The 16,326-nt window shown below is 60.9% G+C and carries 14 protein-coding genes; 5 read left to right on the forward strand and 9 right to left on the reverse strand.

What is annotated here, in order from left to right; all coding sequences use genetic code 11:
- Window positions 1-79: 79 nt before the first annotated feature.
- Window positions 80-688: a TetR/AcrR family transcriptional regulator gene (locus IVB12_RS17155; protein WP_249817336.1), complete on the reverse strand. Its 609-nt coding sequence runs from the start codon at window positions 686-688 to the stop codon at window positions 80-82.
- Window positions 689-817: 129 nt separating this feature from the next.
- Here IVB12_RS17155 and IVB12_RS17160 point away from each other — a divergent pair, with 129 nt between their 5' ends.
- From IVB12_RS17160 to IVB12_RS17175, 4 genes are all read left to right on the forward strand, one after another.
- The gene (locus IVB12_RS17160; protein ID WP_247300757.1) at window positions 818-2,050 is read left to right on the forward strand and encodes an MFS transporter; all 1,233 of its coding nucleotides are present in this window, start codon (window positions 818-820) and stop codon (window positions 2,048-2,050) included.
- A 422-nt stretch (window positions 2,051-2,472) separates the two neighbouring features.
- Window positions 2,473-2,982: a DUF2231 domain-containing protein gene (locus IVB12_RS17165; RefSeq protein ID WP_247300758.1), complete on the forward strand. Its 510-nt coding sequence runs from the start codon at window positions 2,473-2,475 to the stop codon at window positions 2,980-2,982.
- A 6-nt stretch (window positions 2,983-2,988) separates the two neighbouring features.
- Complete coding sequence (locus tag IVB12_RS17170; protein ID WP_247300759.1) at window positions 2,989-3,951, forward strand: SDR family oxidoreductase; 963 nt, start codon at window positions 2,989-2,991, stop codon at window positions 3,949-3,951.
- 113 nt (window positions 3,952-4,064) lie between these two features.
- A complete protein-coding gene (locus tag IVB12_RS17175) occupies window positions 4,065-4,793 on the forward strand; it encodes a thioredoxin family protein (RefSeq protein WP_247300760.1) in 729 nt (242 codons plus the stop codon).
- 172 nt (window positions 4,794-4,965) lie between these two features.
- Here the strand turns inward: IVB12_RS17175 and IVB12_RS17180 are convergent, their stop codons facing one another.
- The 6 genes from IVB12_RS17180 to IVB12_RS17205 all read right to left on the reverse strand — a co-directional run bounded on the left by IVB12_RS17180 (window position 4,966) and on the right by IVB12_RS17205 (window position 10,000).
- Window positions 4,966-5,322 (reverse strand): alpha/beta hydrolase, encoded by a 357-nt coding sequence (locus IVB12_RS17180; RefSeq protein WP_247300761.1) that lies wholly within the window; start codon window positions 5,320-5,322, stop codon window positions 4,966-4,968.
- On the reverse strand, window positions 5,267-5,860 hold the full coding sequence (locus IVB12_RS17185) for an alpha/beta hydrolase (RefSeq protein WP_247300762.1): 594 nt from the start codon (window positions 5,858-5,860) through the stop codon (window positions 5,267-5,269). Before IVB12_RS17185 ends, IVB12_RS17180 begins: the two co-directional genes overlap by 56 nt.
- A gap of 207 nt (window positions 5,861-6,067) precedes the next feature.
- Window positions 6,068-6,943 carry a sugar phosphate isomerase/epimerase gene (locus IVB12_RS17190; RefSeq protein ID WP_247300763.1) on the reverse strand — a complete coding sequence of 292 codons (876 nt, stop codon included), beginning with the start codon at window positions 6,941-6,943 and terminating at the stop codon, window positions 6,068-6,070.
- Window positions 6,944-7,030: 87 nt separating this feature from the next.
- Window positions 7,031-7,798, reverse strand: a complete 768-nt coding sequence (locus IVB12_RS17195; RefSeq protein WP_247300764.1) for a transporter substrate-binding domain-containing protein — start codon at window positions 7,796-7,798, stop codon at window positions 7,031-7,033.
- Window positions 7,799-7,830: 32 nt separating this feature from the next.
- Window positions 7,831-8,199: a cytochrome c gene (locus IVB12_RS17200; protein ID WP_247300765.1), complete on the reverse strand. Its 369-nt coding sequence runs from the start codon at window positions 8,197-8,199 to the stop codon at window positions 7,831-7,833.
- Between the two features lie 79 nt (window positions 8,200-8,278).
- Entirely contained in the window at window positions 8,279-10,000 is a 1,722-nt protein-coding gene (locus IVB12_RS17205) for a PQQ-binding-like beta-propeller repeat protein (RefSeq protein WP_247300766.1), read from the reverse strand.
- A 1,321-nt stretch (window positions 10,001-11,321) separates the two neighbouring features.
- On the opposite strand from IVB12_RS17205, the gene IVB12_RS17210 reads away from it, so the two are divergent.
- Complete coding sequence (locus tag IVB12_RS17210; RefSeq protein ID WP_247300767.1) at window positions 11,322-11,573, forward strand: hypothetical protein; 252 nt, start codon at window positions 11,322-11,324, stop codon at window positions 11,571-11,573.
- 458 nt (window positions 11,574-12,031) lie between these two features.
- On the opposite strand, the gene IVB12_RS17215 is transcribed toward IVB12_RS17210, so the two are convergent.
- Together IVB12_RS17215 and IVB12_RS17220 are read right to left on the reverse strand one after the other, a co-directional pair.
- Complete coding sequence (locus IVB12_RS17215; protein WP_247300768.1) at window positions 12,032-13,243, reverse strand: CHAT domain-containing protein; 1,212 nt, start codon at window positions 13,241-13,243, stop codon at window positions 12,032-12,034.
- On the reverse strand, window positions 13,240-15,219 hold the full coding sequence (locus IVB12_RS17220) for a tetratricopeptide repeat protein (RefSeq protein ID WP_247300769.1): 1,980 nt from the start codon (window positions 15,217-15,219) through the stop codon (window positions 13,240-13,242). The genes IVB12_RS17215 and IVB12_RS17220 overlap by 4 nt, the downstream gene beginning before the upstream one ends.
- Window positions 15,220-16,326 lie beyond the last annotated feature (1,107 nt).

Genomic DNA, 16,326 nt, shown 5'->3' on the forward strand with positions numbered 1-16,326 from the left:
CGGTCCTAGCCTCACTGTCTCTGGAATACGGATCACCCGCTTTCGCGGGGTGATGACGGCGAGCGATAGGCGACAGCAGCTAGTCTGGCGCGCGCTTGCTCCCCTTCAATGGTTTCTCCGCATCGCCACCGACATGCACCCCTGCATTCCGCAGCAGCACTTTTGCCGCTTCCTTCGCCGCCCTCGCCATCGCGGGATCGTCGCGCACGAGGTCCTGTGCGATGGAGCCGTCGACCAGCAGCACGAGCTGGGTTGCCAGCGCCTCCGCGTCCGCAACGCCGAGCTCGTTCAGGCGATCGCGAAACCAGACGCGGCGGCTCTCCTTAAAGGCGACCGCGATCTTCTTCACGGCGCGGTCCTGTGGCCCGAGCTCGGCCACCGCATTCACGAACGGGCAGCCGCGAAAATCCTTGGCCGCGAAGCGTCGCTCCAGCGAATCGAAGGTGGCAAGGATCTGCTCGGCCGGCGGCTTGTCGGAGGGGCGGGCGCTTACGAAGCGGCGCTCGAGGTAAGCCGCGATCAGCGCGTCCTTGGAGGGGAAGTGGTTGTAGAGCGTGCGCTTGGAGATGCCGATCTCGGCTGCAATGGTGTCGACGCCGATGGCGCGAATGCCTTGCAGGTAGAACAGCTTGTCGGCGGTCTCGAGGATCCGCTCTTTCATCGTCTGTGGGGCGGGCGGGGGAGCCATGCGGTAGCGCGCGTCCTGTTCGCTTGACAGCACCGGCCTTTCATAGCCTAAGTACACAGGTCTGTGTAATCAAAATCAACGGCAAAGGCAGGCGAGGGCGTTTGCGCCGTGCCCAAAAGGGAGAAGAAAATGCCCCTGTTGCAGATCCTGCGTCCGACCTTGCCCATCCTGATCGGCGCCTCGATCATGCTGACCCTGAGCATGGGGCTGCGCCAGTCGCTCGGCATCTTCCTGCAACCGCTGACGCATGACATCCACATCTCGGTGTCGGATTTCACGTTGGCGCTGGCTGTGCAAAACCTCGCCTGGGGCTTTCTTCAGCCGCTGGCCGGCGCGATGACGGTGCGGCACGGCTTCCGTCCCATCATGATCGTGGGCGCGCTGATGTACATCGTGGGCCTCGCTCTGATGGCGACGGCCAATGGGCTCGTCAGCGTGATGATCGGCGGCGGCGTCCTGATCGGGACTTCGCTGGCCTGCACCGCAGCGGCGATCGCGATGTCGGTCGCGGCGCGTGCTGTGCCCGAAACCGTGCGCTCGACTGTGCTCGGCATCGTCTCCGGTGCGGGCTCGCTCGGCGCGCTGTTGTCGGCGCCGATCGGGCAGATGCTCAACGAGGGCTTTGGCTGGCGCATTGGCCTTGCCGGCTTCGTCATCATGTCGGTGCTGATGATACCGGCGGCGTGGTATGCCGGGCGCGTCGACCAGATCCCGCTGCCGAAGCCGACGGCGGACGAAATCGATGATGCCACCGCCGCGATCGCGGCGAGGACCGCGTTCGGCAACGCGTCCTTCGTGGTGATGACCTGCGCCTATCTCGTCTGCGGCATGCAGCTGGTGTTTCTCACCACGCATCTGCCGTCGTATCTGGCGATCTGCGGTCTCGACCCGATGCTGAGCGCACAGACGCTCGGCATGATCGGCGGCTTCAACGTGCTGGGCTCGCTGTTCTTCGGCTGGGCCGGCCAACGCTGGAACAAGCTGGCGCTGCTGGGCGCGATCTACATCCTGCGCTCGCTGGCGCTCGCCTGGTATTTCATGCTGCCGGCAACGCCGTTCTCGACGCTGCTGTTCGGCGCGATCATGGGCTTTCTCTGGATGGGCGTCGGTCCGCTGGTTGCGGGCGCCGTCGCCGAGATGTTCGGCCTGCGCTGGCAGGCCATGATCCAGGGCCTCGCCTTCATGAGCCACCAGATCGGCAGCTTCCTCGGCGCCTACGGAGGAGGGGTGCTCTACGACGCGCTCGGCTCATACACGATGGCCTGGCGCATCGGCGTCGCGCTCGGCCTCGCCGGCGGCATCGTGCAGGTCGCATTCGCGCTGATCCGGCCGTCGCAGCCGCCGGTGTTGAAGGCGGCGTAGGTGGGGTGTGTAGCCGTCAGCGTCAGCTTCGCAGGATGAACCGGATGTCACGTTGCTTGGTCGTGATCGGCCGGTTGCGACCCCTGTACGGTCCGACCGTGCGGTGCAAGACCATTTCGACCATCCGGTAGTTGCGGTCTTGCATCAATGGATCCGGCCTCTGCTTGGACTCCAGTGCTCCGGGCCATCATGGCCTTGGTCACCAGGGGTTCGCATGCGCCCGGAAAGACTGATTTCCATCGTCGTCTCATCCTCTCGCAGACCTCGGCGGGTAAGGGTGTTGTCCGTTCTTGGGGCCTCAAGCGCCGGACTGGCGTTGGACGCGCACACATGGGCGCGCTTCCTTGCGGTTCCATACCTACAGGAACGAGCATATTGCGTGTCGCGTTACCTCGATACGTTCAACAAGCGCGAGACTGACCATGGCTCAAACCGATTTCACTGGGATCGCGACGACCGCCAAGCTCGGTAGTCATCCGATCCATCCAATGCTGATTCCATTTCCAATCGCTTTGCTGGTGGCTACCTTTGCATGCGACCTCGTCTTCTGGGCAACCAGCAACGCCTTTTGGGCGGAGGCAGGGTTCTGGACGCTTACAGCCGCAATCGTCACCGCACTCTTAGCGGCCATCGCCGGCTTGGCCGACTTTCTTGGAAACGCACAGATTCGAGCGCTCAGTGACGCATGGCAGCATATGATCGGCAACCTCATCGCTGTCCTACTGGCAGTTGTTAGTCTGTGGATGCGGTCTCGTTACGGCATAGCGGACGCAGTGCTGCCGTGGGGCATTTTGCTATCCGCTGTCGTGGTCGGAATGCTGCTGTTTACGGGCTGGAAGGGCGGTGATCTGGTCTACCACCACCGGATCGGGATGCATCCCGAAGCGCCAGCACAAGCATCGGCAGCTTCACGGCCAATTATCCGCGCGTAGCGGGCCATGATCGGTTGGCCCAATGCACCCGCGGTGGTTATCACAGGGGCATCCAGCGGCATCGGCCGCGCGACAGCGCTTGCCTTCGCCGCACGAAAGGCGCGCGTCGTGCTTGTGGGTCGAGAGGCCACGGCATTAGAGGTGGTGGTTCGCGCGTGCCAGGAGCGCGGTGCGGAAGCGGTTGCATGCCCTGCGGATCTGACAGATCACGCCGCCGTTGAGCGCATCCGCGACACGGCGATTGCGGCTTACGGCAGGATCGATATCTGGGTGAGCTGCGCGGCCGTTCTTCTGGTCGGCCGATTCGAAGATCTGCCGCCCGACGCCTTTAGACGCGTGGTTGAGACGAATTTCCTGGGATGTGTCAACGGCTCCCGCGTGGCACTGTCACAGTTCCGGACGCAAGGTGATCGCGGTATTCTCATCAACACCAGTTCGCTCTTGGGCATGATGGGCGAACCTCTAGCCAGTCCTTACGTCGCCACCAAGTTCGCCGTTCGGGGCTTCACCGCCTGCCTACGGCAGGAGTTCGAGCACGTGCCCGGCATCCACATCTGCTTGGTCATGCCCTGGGCGGTGGACACGCCCATCTACAACAAACTCGGGAACGTTTTCGGACGGCGGGCGCGTTCGATCTTGCCGGTGATAGCGGCCGAGCGCGTGGCGCAGACTATCGTGAGCCTCTCTGAGCGGCCACGCCGCGAGGTCATCGTTGGAGCGTCAGCTTATATGGTGAGCGTCGCGCTTAAGCTCGCACCCATGCTGGTCGAACGCATCGTTGCGCGCGCCGCACCCGCGCTCCAATTCGAGGGTGATCATGAGTCACCGACGACGGGAAATCTCTTTGCTCCGACCGGGCCATATAGCGTGGCGGGTGGGTGGAAAAGGTATTGGACCGACCGCGCATCGCGCTTCTTCCGTCCTGACCTTCGCGAGATCATCAAGAAGTATCGCCGTCACTTGAATTGAGCTCGCCTCAGTTGGTGGCCTCTTTATAATTCCCGCGGCGCAATGGCGAGGCAAGCAAGGAACCGATCGGCGAGGACCTACGTTTTAGAACCACAATCAGAGGAGTCTTGACTATGGCAGCAGGCACCCTCTCTCCACCCAAGGTCGTCTCGCGTGAGGAATGGCTTTCCGCACGTAGGGCATTGTTCGTCGAAGAGAAGGAGATGACGCACAAGCTCGACGAACTTAGAGAAAAGCGACGCCATTTGCCGTGGGTAAAAATCGAGAAGCCCTACGTCTTCCAGGGACCGGATGGCAAGTACACGCTTGCCGATCTGTTCAATGGTCGCGGCCAACTCGCCGTCTATCACTTCATGCTGACCCCGGGCTCCGATCACGTTTGCAAAGGATGCTCGTTCGTCGCCGATCATTTCGACGCCGCGCGCAAGCACTTCCATGATGCCGACCTGTCATTTGCTGTGATTTCACGCGCGCCAATCGAGCGAATCGAGCAAGTGAAACGCGCTTTGGGCTGGACCTTTCCGTGGGTGTCATCCTATGGCAGCGGCTTCAACTTTGATTTCGGGGTGTCATTCAAAAAGGAGGACCTGGCCGCTGGCACAGCCAAGTTCAATTACGACACGATCCCGCTCAAGAGCAGCGAAGACATGATGGGCGCCAGCATATTTGCCAAAAACGAGGCTGGCGAGATCTTCCACACGTACTCGGCATATTCCCGTGGCATTGAAAATTTGATGGGTGCCTTCATGTGGCTCGATCTCACGCCCAAAGGCCGCCATCAATTCGATGACGGCCACAGCCGGCTTAGTGACGACGGCCGGGACGTCCGAACGATCGGGTGACCCTGCGGCGCGAGGACTGGCTGTCATTGACGGTCACTGGCGACATCACTGGATTAGGAGCGCTTCAAGTCCGCAGTCGGGGAAACCGAAAGTCCCGCAATCAGGAGCAGAGCGGCGCGCTGGTGCTCGCGCGCGTCCACCACCGCTTTTGACCCGAACCGGACTTACGGCGTTAATGTTTGCCGATAAACGTAAGGACAGCCTGGTCGTATGCGTCAGGCGCTTCTGCAGGCACGGTGTGCGAACTTCCGGCAATGATGATCCTCTCGCGGTTTGGTAGGCAGGTCTCTAGCTGGTCGACAATTCGATAGAAGAATTTGGGACTTCGCTCGCCATTGGACAGAAGCGTTGGCGCACTGATCGACTTGGCCATTTCGCACGTGAACGCCGGCCTCGGGTGTTTTGTTGTGGCGTCGGCTTGAAAGGACGCCACGTTATCGAAGTTCATCTTCTGGTCGGCAATGGATCGACGTTCATAGGCGCCCGGTCCGCCGACGGCATTCACGAACAGCGGTATGCCGGTTTTCACGTCGCCTGCCTTGACTGCCTCCCTCCGGTGCCTGGGCATTGCCCCACTCTTTCAACATGTCGCCGACCCCGGGAACGCCGGCCAGGATGCCCGTCGCGGGCGGTTCGTTGAGCGTCAGGCTGACCACCTTTTCCGGATGCACGGCGGCAAAGAAAAGCGCCGCATGCGCGCCAGACGAATGCGCAACGACCCTGACCTTCGACAAGCCTAGAGCCCGCACAAACGCGGCAAGATCCTCGCCGTGCGCATCCGCAGCGCCATCCGGCATGCCCTCAGGACTTGCCTCATTTGGGAAGTGGTTACGGCGGCTGTAGGCAATGGCGCGATAGCGATCGGCGAACTTTGGAAGATGCTGCAGCCACATTCGGTAATCTTGAAGGCCGCCGTGAACAAATATAACCGGTTCGCCTTGACCAACTTCCACGTAGGCAAGTTCAGTCCCATTGGCAGTGACGCGCTTTACGTCTTCTGCGTGGGCGCTGGAAACCTCGAGCAAAAGACACGACGCTGCGGCGAACTTAGCGACGAGGCGGAGCATTGCAGTCTCCCTTATGGCTTATAGCCCCACGGCAGTGAGGCTTCTAATTTGATTGGACATATCAGCAGGGTAATTCGAGTCAATCTCAGGGTGCATTGTCTGCGGCTGGTATCGCCCGCCTTTACCTGTTGCCTGCCGGGCCAGGCGCTGTGCCGGAGCTGTTGGCGCATGTGGCAACTCGGAAGTGCGTTCGCTCATTGCGGTTCCTCAATTGGCGTCACGAAACGATCGGGGCGTTCGCGGCGAAATACGCGTGTGCCGAAGGAAGGCGATGCTCGTCTTTATACTTTGCAACGGATCGGCCGAAACGTCTTGCTCGACGAAAAAATGCTGCACGCCGCACCGAAACGACACGTCGAGTATTTTTGCGAATTCGATCGTGCCGTTGCCTAATTCGGTGGTCGATCCGTCCCTCGCTATATCCTTGAGATGCACCAAGCGAAATCGAGATGGATGTGTCTTCAAGACTCTCACGGAATCGAGGTTTCCTTTTGTTGCCCAGTAAACATCGAGCTCGAACTTGACAAAGCGCTCATCCGTACGGCTGAGCAGAAGGTCGTAAGGCTGGATGTCACCTGCGAGGTTCGCGAACTCAAAATCGTGATTATGATAGGCAAGTGTCAGCCCGGAACGCGCCGCCAATTCACCGATCCTATTCAATCTGTCACAAATCCGCTTCCAATCATCGATTGTCTGCCGTTCCAACTGGTCCAGCCATGGACACACGACAAACCGGCTGCCAAGCAAATGAGCGATGTCGAACGATGATCCGGTATTGTCTCGCAGGCTGCCGTAGTCGATATGCAGCGACGGCGCAGTGAGACCCAGGCCCAGCAAAAGTTTCCGGGTGCGCCGCACATTGGGGCCGAGAATGCCGGCAAACTCCACCTCGCGATAGCCGAGACGGGCAACCTTCCGCAGGGTGCCCTCAAAGTCGGCTTTCAGCAGGTCGCGGACCGTATAGAGCTGGAGACCAATTTTCGACAACTCTCGACCGGATACCGGCGCGATCCCTATCGCGGCACCTCCCGCGATACCGGCGAGAATATCGCGTCTGCTGAGGACCGCGCGCGGGGAACCCACGGAGAAAGTTGTCGACGGGCGGACCACAATCCCACTGCCTCTCGATGCCCCACCATTGATTGCCAGGTTGCCGAGACTGTCGCGCAGCTACTTCGGCATTTGCAGTACGACCCCGTAACGACCGTATATCCGACCAATCGTGCCGTCGTTTCGCAGCCGTTCAAGCGCTCCGTTGATGGCTTCGCGCAGTGCATCATCCGGCCGAACCATGCCAACGGCGACATTCCAGTTGAGATCGGCCACGGTCTCGTCGCGATCCAGGATGCGAAATGCTTTGTCCGGGTGCGTCAGATTGAAATAGCTCGCCGAGGTGGGCGTGACCGCAGCGGCGTCAATCTCATGGTTTGACAGGGCGTCGAGGCTGTCGCTCTCGAAGCCAAAGGTCGACGTGGGTACGTGCCGTTGACCGATGATCATGGCTGCGACGGATCCGACCTGCACCCCCACCTTGGTATGCTCGTTGAGGCTCTTGAACGAGGTGAGTGGGCTGGATGACGGCACGACCAGCGCGACGCCAGTGCGATAGTAAGGCTTTGAAATCCTCAAGCGGGTTTCGCCTTGCGCGTCGCGGTCAGCGATGACATCCAGGAGAATGTCGCAGCCGGCGCTACGCATCTGGTACTGGGTGATGATCCAATCTAGCCTCAGCGAGACGCCGAGTTCGCGCGCGAGCGCCTGACCCAATTCGATCTGAAAACCGGGAGGATCACCGGTTTTGCTCGCGAAGGGAAGCGAGTTGGGATGGGCGCAGAGCCCGAGCACGCCGGACGAACGGATCGCATCCAGGGTCCGCGCTTGTGCCGGCCCCGATATTCCGATGACGGCGCCGATGATGAGCAGAAGAATCGTCTTCATTCGCGTCCCCGCGTAGATGGGGCCCCAGCGGCTCAGCCCTCGCGCGGCTTCAGGGCGCGGATATATTTGACGATCTGGTCGATCTGCGCGTCGGTGAGGGCGCCGTCAAATGCCGGCATCGCGCCCGGCTTGCCGTGCTTGATGCGGTTGTGCAGAAATTCGTCGTCGCGCGGCGAATTCATCAGTTGCGGGCCCTTGCCAGCAGCCCGTCCGCCATCGGAGTGGCAAAAGCCGCAGGTCCCCGCGAACAATTGCTCGACATCGAACGTTCCGTTCTCTGGCGCGGGGGTAGCGGGCTGCGCTTGAACCAACCCGGCGACACACAACAACGAAGCGCCCAACGCCGCCGATCGCAGCGCGGTGATCTTGTTCGATTGCGATTTCAAGGCATCCAGCTCCATGTCCTGAAACACGTCCGGCGAGTTCAACGTCCGGGGAGCAAGCTTGCGCCCGCTCCCCGGCAGATCAATTTGCGATAGCCTATTTCAGGCTGTAGACGATGAGCGCACCGTCGTCGCGCGGCATGCTCTTGTAAACGCCGCCGAAATTTGGCGCATATTCGTCGGACAACATGCCGCCAAAGCCGGCGACCACGGCGATATATTGCTTGCCTCCGGCGGAGTAGCTGATGATGCCGCCTTGATGGCCGGTGCCGTCGGAGTGAGTCCACAGTTCACCCCCGGTTTCGGCATCGTAAGCATGAAGTGTGCCGCGGGAGTCAGGCACGAACACGAGATTGCCCGCGGTCGAGAGCACACTCCCAAGCGGCGGCTCGGGATAGCGAACCTCCCATTTCTTCGCCCCGGTGACGGGATCGCGCGCATCGAGGTGACCATAGATCTCACCGCCCGGAGGAGGCGCCATCTTGAAATCGGCGCCGATGTTGAGCTGGACCTGTGGCGTGGTGACAGGCGTCGTCTTCTGGATATCGAGCGTCATGCACCATTCCTGGCCGATTTTATAATAGAGCCCGGTCTTGGGACTGTACGAGCCGGAATTCCAGCTGATGCCACCTCCGATAAATGGACACAGCGGCGGTTCGGTCACTTTCCCGGCGGAGAAGTCGCGCCGGCCGATCAGCGCGCCGGTCTTGGGGTCGATATCCTTGACGAAATTGATGTTCTCTACGAGCCGCCAAACGTTCTTCACGGCGAGATTGCGGTCATAGACGAAGATGAAACCGCTCTTGTTCGGATGGACGACGAGCTTCTGACCGTCACGATCGAGCATCAAGAACTCGCCGACGGCGCTGTCGAAATCCCAGGCATCATGCGGCAGCTCCTGATGGTAGAACTTCAGCTTGCCGGTATCGAGATCGAGACCGATCACCGACGTCGTGTAGAGATTGTCGCCGGGCCGCGCGCCTTGCGTCTTGTAGTCGGCGCCCGACCAATCGTAGAGCGGCGCCGGGTTGGCGGTGCCCCACAGAATCGTGTTGGTCTCGGAATCGTAGGTGCCCGGCATCCAGCCGCCACCTCCACCCGTGCGCCAGGAATCGTTTCCCCAGGACTTCATCGCTTCATCGGTGCCGGCGACCGTCAGGAACTCCCACTTCTTTTTGCCGGTGGCGGCATCGACAGCAAATATCGGACCGCGGCCCGGCCACTCTCCGCCTTGCGAGCCGATGATCACGGTACCCTTGGCGTAAAGCGGCGCACCGGTGAAACCGACTGTAAGTTTTTGCGAATCGATCAGCTTGGTATCCCAGAGAACCTTCCCTGACTTCATATCGAGTGCGATCAGACGGCCGTCCATCGTGCCGACAAAGGCCTTGCCTTCGCCGAGCGCCAAGCCGCGATTGTAGGGGGAATGGGTCTGGCGCGCGATCAGCGCCTCGTCGAGCTCAGGGAAATAGGACCAGATCACCTCGCCGGTCGCGCCGTTAAGCGCAAAAACCCGGCTGTAGGAGCCCGTGTAATAAAGCACGCCGTCGGCCGCGAGCGGCATTGATTGCAGGCCGCGCGTCGAGCGTCCGGGAATATGGATCCAGGCAACACCCAGATTGCCGACGTTGCTTGCGTTGATCTGCGCCAGCGGGCTGTAGTGATAGGATTTGTACGAGCCGTGATAGGTCAGCCAATCATTCTGACCAGCGGCCTCGATCCGAGCTGTATCCACGGATTGAGCCAATGCTGACGACACAATCAGTGTCGCGCCAATGGCAACAAGAGGTAAACCAGATTTGCGCCACCGCCTCTTCATGTATACGTCCTCCCGCTTTTGTTTATTGACCTGCATTTTTCAAGAGCTGACCGTGAGGTTGCATTTGCAGCTCAGTGCCTTATCGATTTCGTCCCTAATCGCGCGTTCCCAGCAAGCTTCGGTCTCTCCGGCGGAAATCGCCAAAGAAGCTACAAGTCTACGTCGTTGGGTTGTCGTTGCACTTCTGCTTGCGATCATAGAGTACGCCGGATCACGCGGAGTGCAATGTCGGAAATGCGCCTGCCGCAAAATGACAGACCGGCTTACCTTTTGATAAACGTTTTCGTTCGAATAGCTGCGTCGTCTGGATGTCGCCTAGAGCTACGCAGAAAGCGGCATCCCGCGAAGAGCGATCCGCCGCTCTGCAGGAGCCAAGATTCCGGATCCAAGCCGGCCGCCACCTGTTCATGAGCGGCGCGGCTCGGTGGCGTCAATTTTCGATATGGGCAAGACCCCCGTAAAGCGGGCGGCGGGCTCGCCACAACCCGAGCGACGGTCTACTCGCCGTGAGCGGAAGGCTAGCAGTCCGGTATTCCAGGTGGGCGCGCTGAGGCATTGGCGTTGGCGCTGGTCGCGGAAGAAGGTGTGGAAGGAGAGCCAGTGCTTGCGCCGGGCGAGGTTGTTGAACCGACCGTGGTGTTTCCAGATGGTCCAGTTGCAGTGGTGCCACTCATGTCGCGAACGACCTTATTGGCTACGTCCCAGCATTGCTTGGTATCATGACCGCTCGACCCAGCCGTCGAAGTTCCTTGTGCGTTTGCGAATGTACCGACAGCTAACAATGCGGCGCTGATCGCCGTTGACATAAGAATCTTCCTCATGGACGAATCTCCTCCTTGAGAGTCGGCTGGAATGCCGACGCCTCTCAATGCTGACGCGCCGTCCAACGTTCCTCACAGGGCGGCCGAACACATGGCTGCTCCGACCACCGCTGCAAAGTGCAGCTTCTTCTTGCCGACCCGGAGCCGTCCACACCTGGCCCTTCGCATCGTATTGCACCGCCACAGAACCCCGGTCGCTTGCGACGCGCTCGGCTCCTACACCATGGCTTGACGCATCGGCGTCGCGCTCGGCCTCGCCGGCGGCATGGTGCAGGTCGCGTTCGCGCTGATCCGGCCGTCGCAGCCGCCGGTGTTGAGGGCGGCGTAGTCCAGAGCAACAAGTCCTTATGTAAGATCCCCTTCAGCCCCGCATAGATGGATCCAATGGCAGTAATCGCGACACCGGCCAGCGGGCCTGCCGTGTGCATCAGGTCCTGGATGAGGCGCGCCCGAAGCCGTAGCTGCTCCTCGCCGACGTGTTGACCGAGAAGCCGTGCAACATGAAACGCAAACGCGTTGGGCTTGCCTCCTTGCGCCAGCACCCGCGGCAATACCTGGAAGATCAGGACCGCGAGAATGTTGCCCGACACGAAGGCGAGCAGGATACTTGCGCCATACTCGATCACCTCGCGCCACTCGATCCAAGGCCCTCGAAGGATCGGAACTTTGTCGTGAATACCTGTCACGGTGAGCATCGCTTGCACGCTCAAAGCGGTCGTGCAGAACGCCAATACAAAGGCGCCATTCGCTGACACCTTGTGGACGCGATAGGCGGCAAAGCCAAACAGCAGCGGGATCGCAACGGAAGCGAGCCGCAGTGGGAGTGGCGAGATGTTGAAGACGATCGTGACGAGACTGTGCGCCGATGTCGCGCGCACAGGCTGCGCAAAGAAGCGCTCCCTCAGCATTTTCAGATCGGCAATAGAAACAGCTCATTGGCATACTACGGCTCCACCTTTAGGGTGAAGATCGTGCTGGCCGACCGACCGTCGGTGTCCTTCACGTCCACTCTCAGTATGTATTCGCCCGCCGGCAGTTCGGCATCTAGGATATTGATGCCGTCACGTCGGATGAAGGGCTTGGCCCGCGGAGTGAGATCGACATTCGGGGTACGATGAGTTGCATCGCGTGGGTCACCGGGATCAGAAGGCCGACCGCGAAAGCGCCTACCCACATCTTGCTCATGACCTGCCTTGTGTTGCCTGGCCGCTCAGTCCTTCCCTTCAGTACCCGATTGCCGCACGCCACCGTCGCCAATGATCGTGTACGGGGCCCAAAACAGCGGATGCGCATAGGCGAATTCCGCTTTGCCTTCGCTGCCGAGATAACCGGGCCCATCCACCAGAGCCATCATGGCCTGGCGCAGAGCTTCGCTACGCCCGAGCGTTGGATCGTCAGCCTGGCGCTTGAACAGGTCGGTGATCAGCTGCCGTGCGGATTGCGAATGTACCGACCAGTTCGTGACGAGCAGAGCACGGGTCCCAGCATAGAAGAAGGCGCGACCGAGCCCCGAGGCGGCTTCTGCGCCGGCTCCTGCGCCGGCACCGGTATTGCAGGCGGACAAGATAACCCAATCTGCATCGAGCTTGAGACCCAGGATCTCTTCCATAGTCAGCAGCCCATCACCGGCCTCGCCGGTAACCGCCGGGGACGAGAGCGCGAGTGCGGGCTGAGTCAGACCATTGAGCTCCCCCGGAACAAGTCCGTGTGTCGCGAAGGCCAGGATCTTGAATCCGGACAGATTCAACTTCTTGACCACGCTTTCGGCCGCATCCTTGCCCAGAAACAGCGCCTTCGATGGATCAGCCTGCAGCGCCAGCGCGATCGACTTCAGCTCCTCAGCGGTATCTGGCAGGCGAGGGAGCAGAGCCAACTCCGCACTGTCGACGCCATCGAGGTCCGGGCTGTTGCGTCGCTTCAGCGGCACGCCGCGGGTGAGACCCGCTGTAGCAGCATCAGCCACCTGAACTTTGTCCTGCCCGGCTGCTGCCTCCGCAAGCTGATCCCTGTTGAAATACGGGTCGCCGAACGCCACCAACTCGCTCCGACCTGCCTTGCCGGGTGGCAATTGGCGCAGCGTGCGCAAGGCTGCTGCAGACGGAACAGCCGAGACGGCGTGAGTGCGGGCCAGCCACGCCACGTGTCGGTATCCCACAAACAAAGGATCGTCATCAGGTGCAATTTCGGCTGGCGCGGTCGGCAACAGTGACAACGGCAGCAGGCCGAGCGCACCGTTGGTGATGACAATCAGATTCTTGGCGGGCTTCCAGCCGCTCTCCACAGGCTTGAGCAGAAGCTCGTAGAGTTCATAAGCAAGCTTCAGGTCGAACGGCGGGATGTCGGAAATCATCGCTGCCTGCGGCTCAAGCGCCTCGCGCAGCTTGCGGATCTTCCTTTCAATATCGCCAATGCCGGCTTTCACCGCGGCAAAGGCGAGGGGCCCGATTTCGGAACGGCCCAGACAAAACTGCCATTTTGACCGAAGTAGAAGGACAGTACGGCTTCACCTTCAGCAAGCGTCGACCGAATCTCCGCCACGGTCGGTGGCCTGGGTGAGACGAGATCAGCATAGGCCGGGAACTTCTGCTTGATCTCCAGCCGGGCCTTGTCGCGCTCGACGCGCAACGTCGCAATCGCCGCCTGGATCTGCTGCATGCCTTTTTCATCGCGCTCCGACGTCGGGATTGCGAGCACATTGTTCAGGAGCCCGAGCTGGGCATTGACCTGCTTGGTGAGGTCCTGCTCCCTGCGCACAAGCTCAGCGAGGACTGAGTCTTTTGCGGCCGCGCGGGCGCTGGACGCCGCCAGGGCCTGCTGGACCGAGCGAGCCCTGATCGCATCGGCAAGGCTGAATGTCTCCTCGCCAACTTCGTCCGCCGTTCGCGGCGCGCGAGCGAGCAGAGCAAAATAGCTCTCGACGGTCATTTGCAGCCTCTGGATGCGAGCAGCCGTCACAGTCGTGTTTTCCTCATCGGCGTTCTCGCGTGTGTTCGCCATCATGACGGGGATCGCGGCCCTGAATTCGCGGATCGCCTCCGCATCGCGATGGGCGCGCATCAGTCCGACCGCCAGCGTGCCACGCGCTGACGCCACGTCAAAATGGCTTTCGCCGACACGGCTGATCTGCTTCTTCAGCAACTGCTCGGCGGCGCTGATGCCCGCGTCGACCTGGCCGGACGCATAAAGCGAAAGGATACGCGAAGGATTGAGCTCGAACACCTGGCGGCGCTGCGGCTCCCAATTGACGATGGCCTTGTCGATCCGTGTATAGATCTCATTTGCCTCCACGCCCTTGCGCTGGAGCGTCAGGATTCCCGCGAGTTGCGCGAGGAACTGGACCGTTGGCTGTGAGTCCTCCGCAAGTCCCAAGGCTTCATTGACTTCCAACGCGGCCCGCACCAGTTGCGTAGCCTCTTGATAGCGGCCTTGCTCAACGAGCATTCCGGCGAGACCCACAATGAAGCGCGGCGTAGCCGGGTTGTACTTGCCGACATCCTTCAAGCGGGAAAGTAGCGCGCGGCGGGCGTCGATTTCCGCTTCCGCCAGCTTTCCCTGGCGCGCCTCCGTTCGAGCCAGGTTCAGCACGGTGGTATCGATCGACCACAGCAGCGTTGATGCCGATGGCGGGTTGGGAGAGGCTAGAATCTCCTTGATGCTGGCGCGCTTGCGCTGCTCTGTCGTGCGATAAGAAGCTTCGGCCTCGCTGAATTGCCCTCGGGCCTCAAAAATCATGGCGCGAGTAAATTCCACCTCAGCTTCCCAGGACTGACCAAATCTGGCATAGGCAGCTCGCCATGCAGGATGACCGCTCGTCCTCGCCTCCTGGATCGCACTCAAACTTCGCCGCAGATAGGCTTCCGCCTGTGCGATGTCGCCCATCTGGATCAGGATGCCGGCAACCTGCCGATTTGCGTTGAATTGATAGCCCTTGCCTCCAGCCGCATTCGCGATGTCACGGAGTTGGCGCTGGTAGATATCAAGCGCTTTTCTGGGTTCGCCGGCTGCGAGATACTGCTGCCCCGCAAACTGCATCAGGCGGCCCATCATGCTTGGGTCGGAAGCCGCCCGTCCTGCTTCAACAGCCTTGTTCGCATCCGCAATCGATTGGTCCAGCCGTCCTAATTGCGCCCGTGCATTGCCACGATCGAAATAGAATTGCGCCAGCTTCTCCGGCGATTCCTTGCCCGTTGGAGATGCGTCCGCCGCCGACCTCAGCCTCTCAATGACCTTCAGATCGGGCTTTTCACTGTCGAGGATCGCAGTGATGTCCGAAATCGTGCGGGGAGGCGCAATGAAGCCGGAGGGAAGCGAGGCTCCCGGCGCGAGTTTGGGTGCCACCTCGGCTGGAATCTCAACCGCGACATTCGCACGCCCGTTGGCAGCTTTCAGAGCCGCCACTACACAGGCGCGGACCGGTGGGGTCGCCCTGGCTCGGCAGCCGCCGAAATCGCCGCCGGCTTGCATGCAAGCCTGAACAATCGGGCGGCCGACCTTTATCCGACAGCTCCCGATAGCCGCTTCCATGGTGAGGGCGGTGGCAGACGATGCCGACCCTAGCAGGACGCAGCTCAAGATCAGCTTGCGAGAGGTCGGCAGAAGCAGAGCGACTGAGAGACCTTCGATTGCGCTGTAAGATCGCATTTGAAATTCTCCTGCGCAGAATGGAATTCCCGCGAAGAGACAATTGTGCCGCGGCCGGCAGCGCCCCCGGCACCCGTCATTCCAGGCGACAACGGCCCACCCCGCATCTCGCGCCGACGTTGGGGGGCGCGCCGTACTCGGTGTAAGGGATTTGCAGTCTAGCGGCGCCCGGCTCCGCCGCCAGCTCCGTGCATCCCGGCATGCCAGCCGCCGCCTCCGCCGCGCCCCAACGTATTGTCGAAGCCGTAGCCCATCATTCTACGCTTGCCGCCTCCGCCGCCGCCAGCGCCGTGCATCCCTGCATGCCAACCGCCGCCTCCTTGATTCCACCTGCCGCGATGGCCGCCCACCAGCTCAGTGGCGTCTGCGTGCTTCCTCGCTTGACCGAGGGGCGCAATCAAAGCTGCCAACTGAATTCCGCGCTGGGTGTCAGGGTTCGCTGCGAAGGTGTACGAGGGGGCAGCGACAGCAGCTGCTGGCGCATGAGTAGCCGGTAAACAGACGAGCAGTGCGCTTGCTAGAACCAAGGATTCCTTTAAGCCCATTTTGGCCTCCTTGCTGGACGACGTCGGAGCTTTTGCGGATTCGCCGCTAGCGCGCTCTCTTGGTGAACATGGCGCGCAGTCACTCTGCGGCCCCCGTCCGTCACACTTCTTGAATGCTCCCTCCGGAATGCAGAATCCGCGCTTAATCGCAGTTAATTATTATTAAATACATCTACTTTAAATTGGTCGCAACAAAAATCAAATGCGGTTAGACAATATATAGAATGCTTGGCAGCTCTCTCACCCCGCCCAACGCGCGTCGCGAGACCTCGGGCGTAAAGCGCGCCAAATCCTGGCTTGCCGAAGCAGACCTGCAATC

It is taken from the genome of Bradyrhizobium sp. 179 (genome assembly GCF_023073535.1).
GTDB lineage: Bacteria > Pseudomonadota > Alphaproteobacteria > Rhizobiales > Xanthobacteraceae > Bradyrhizobium.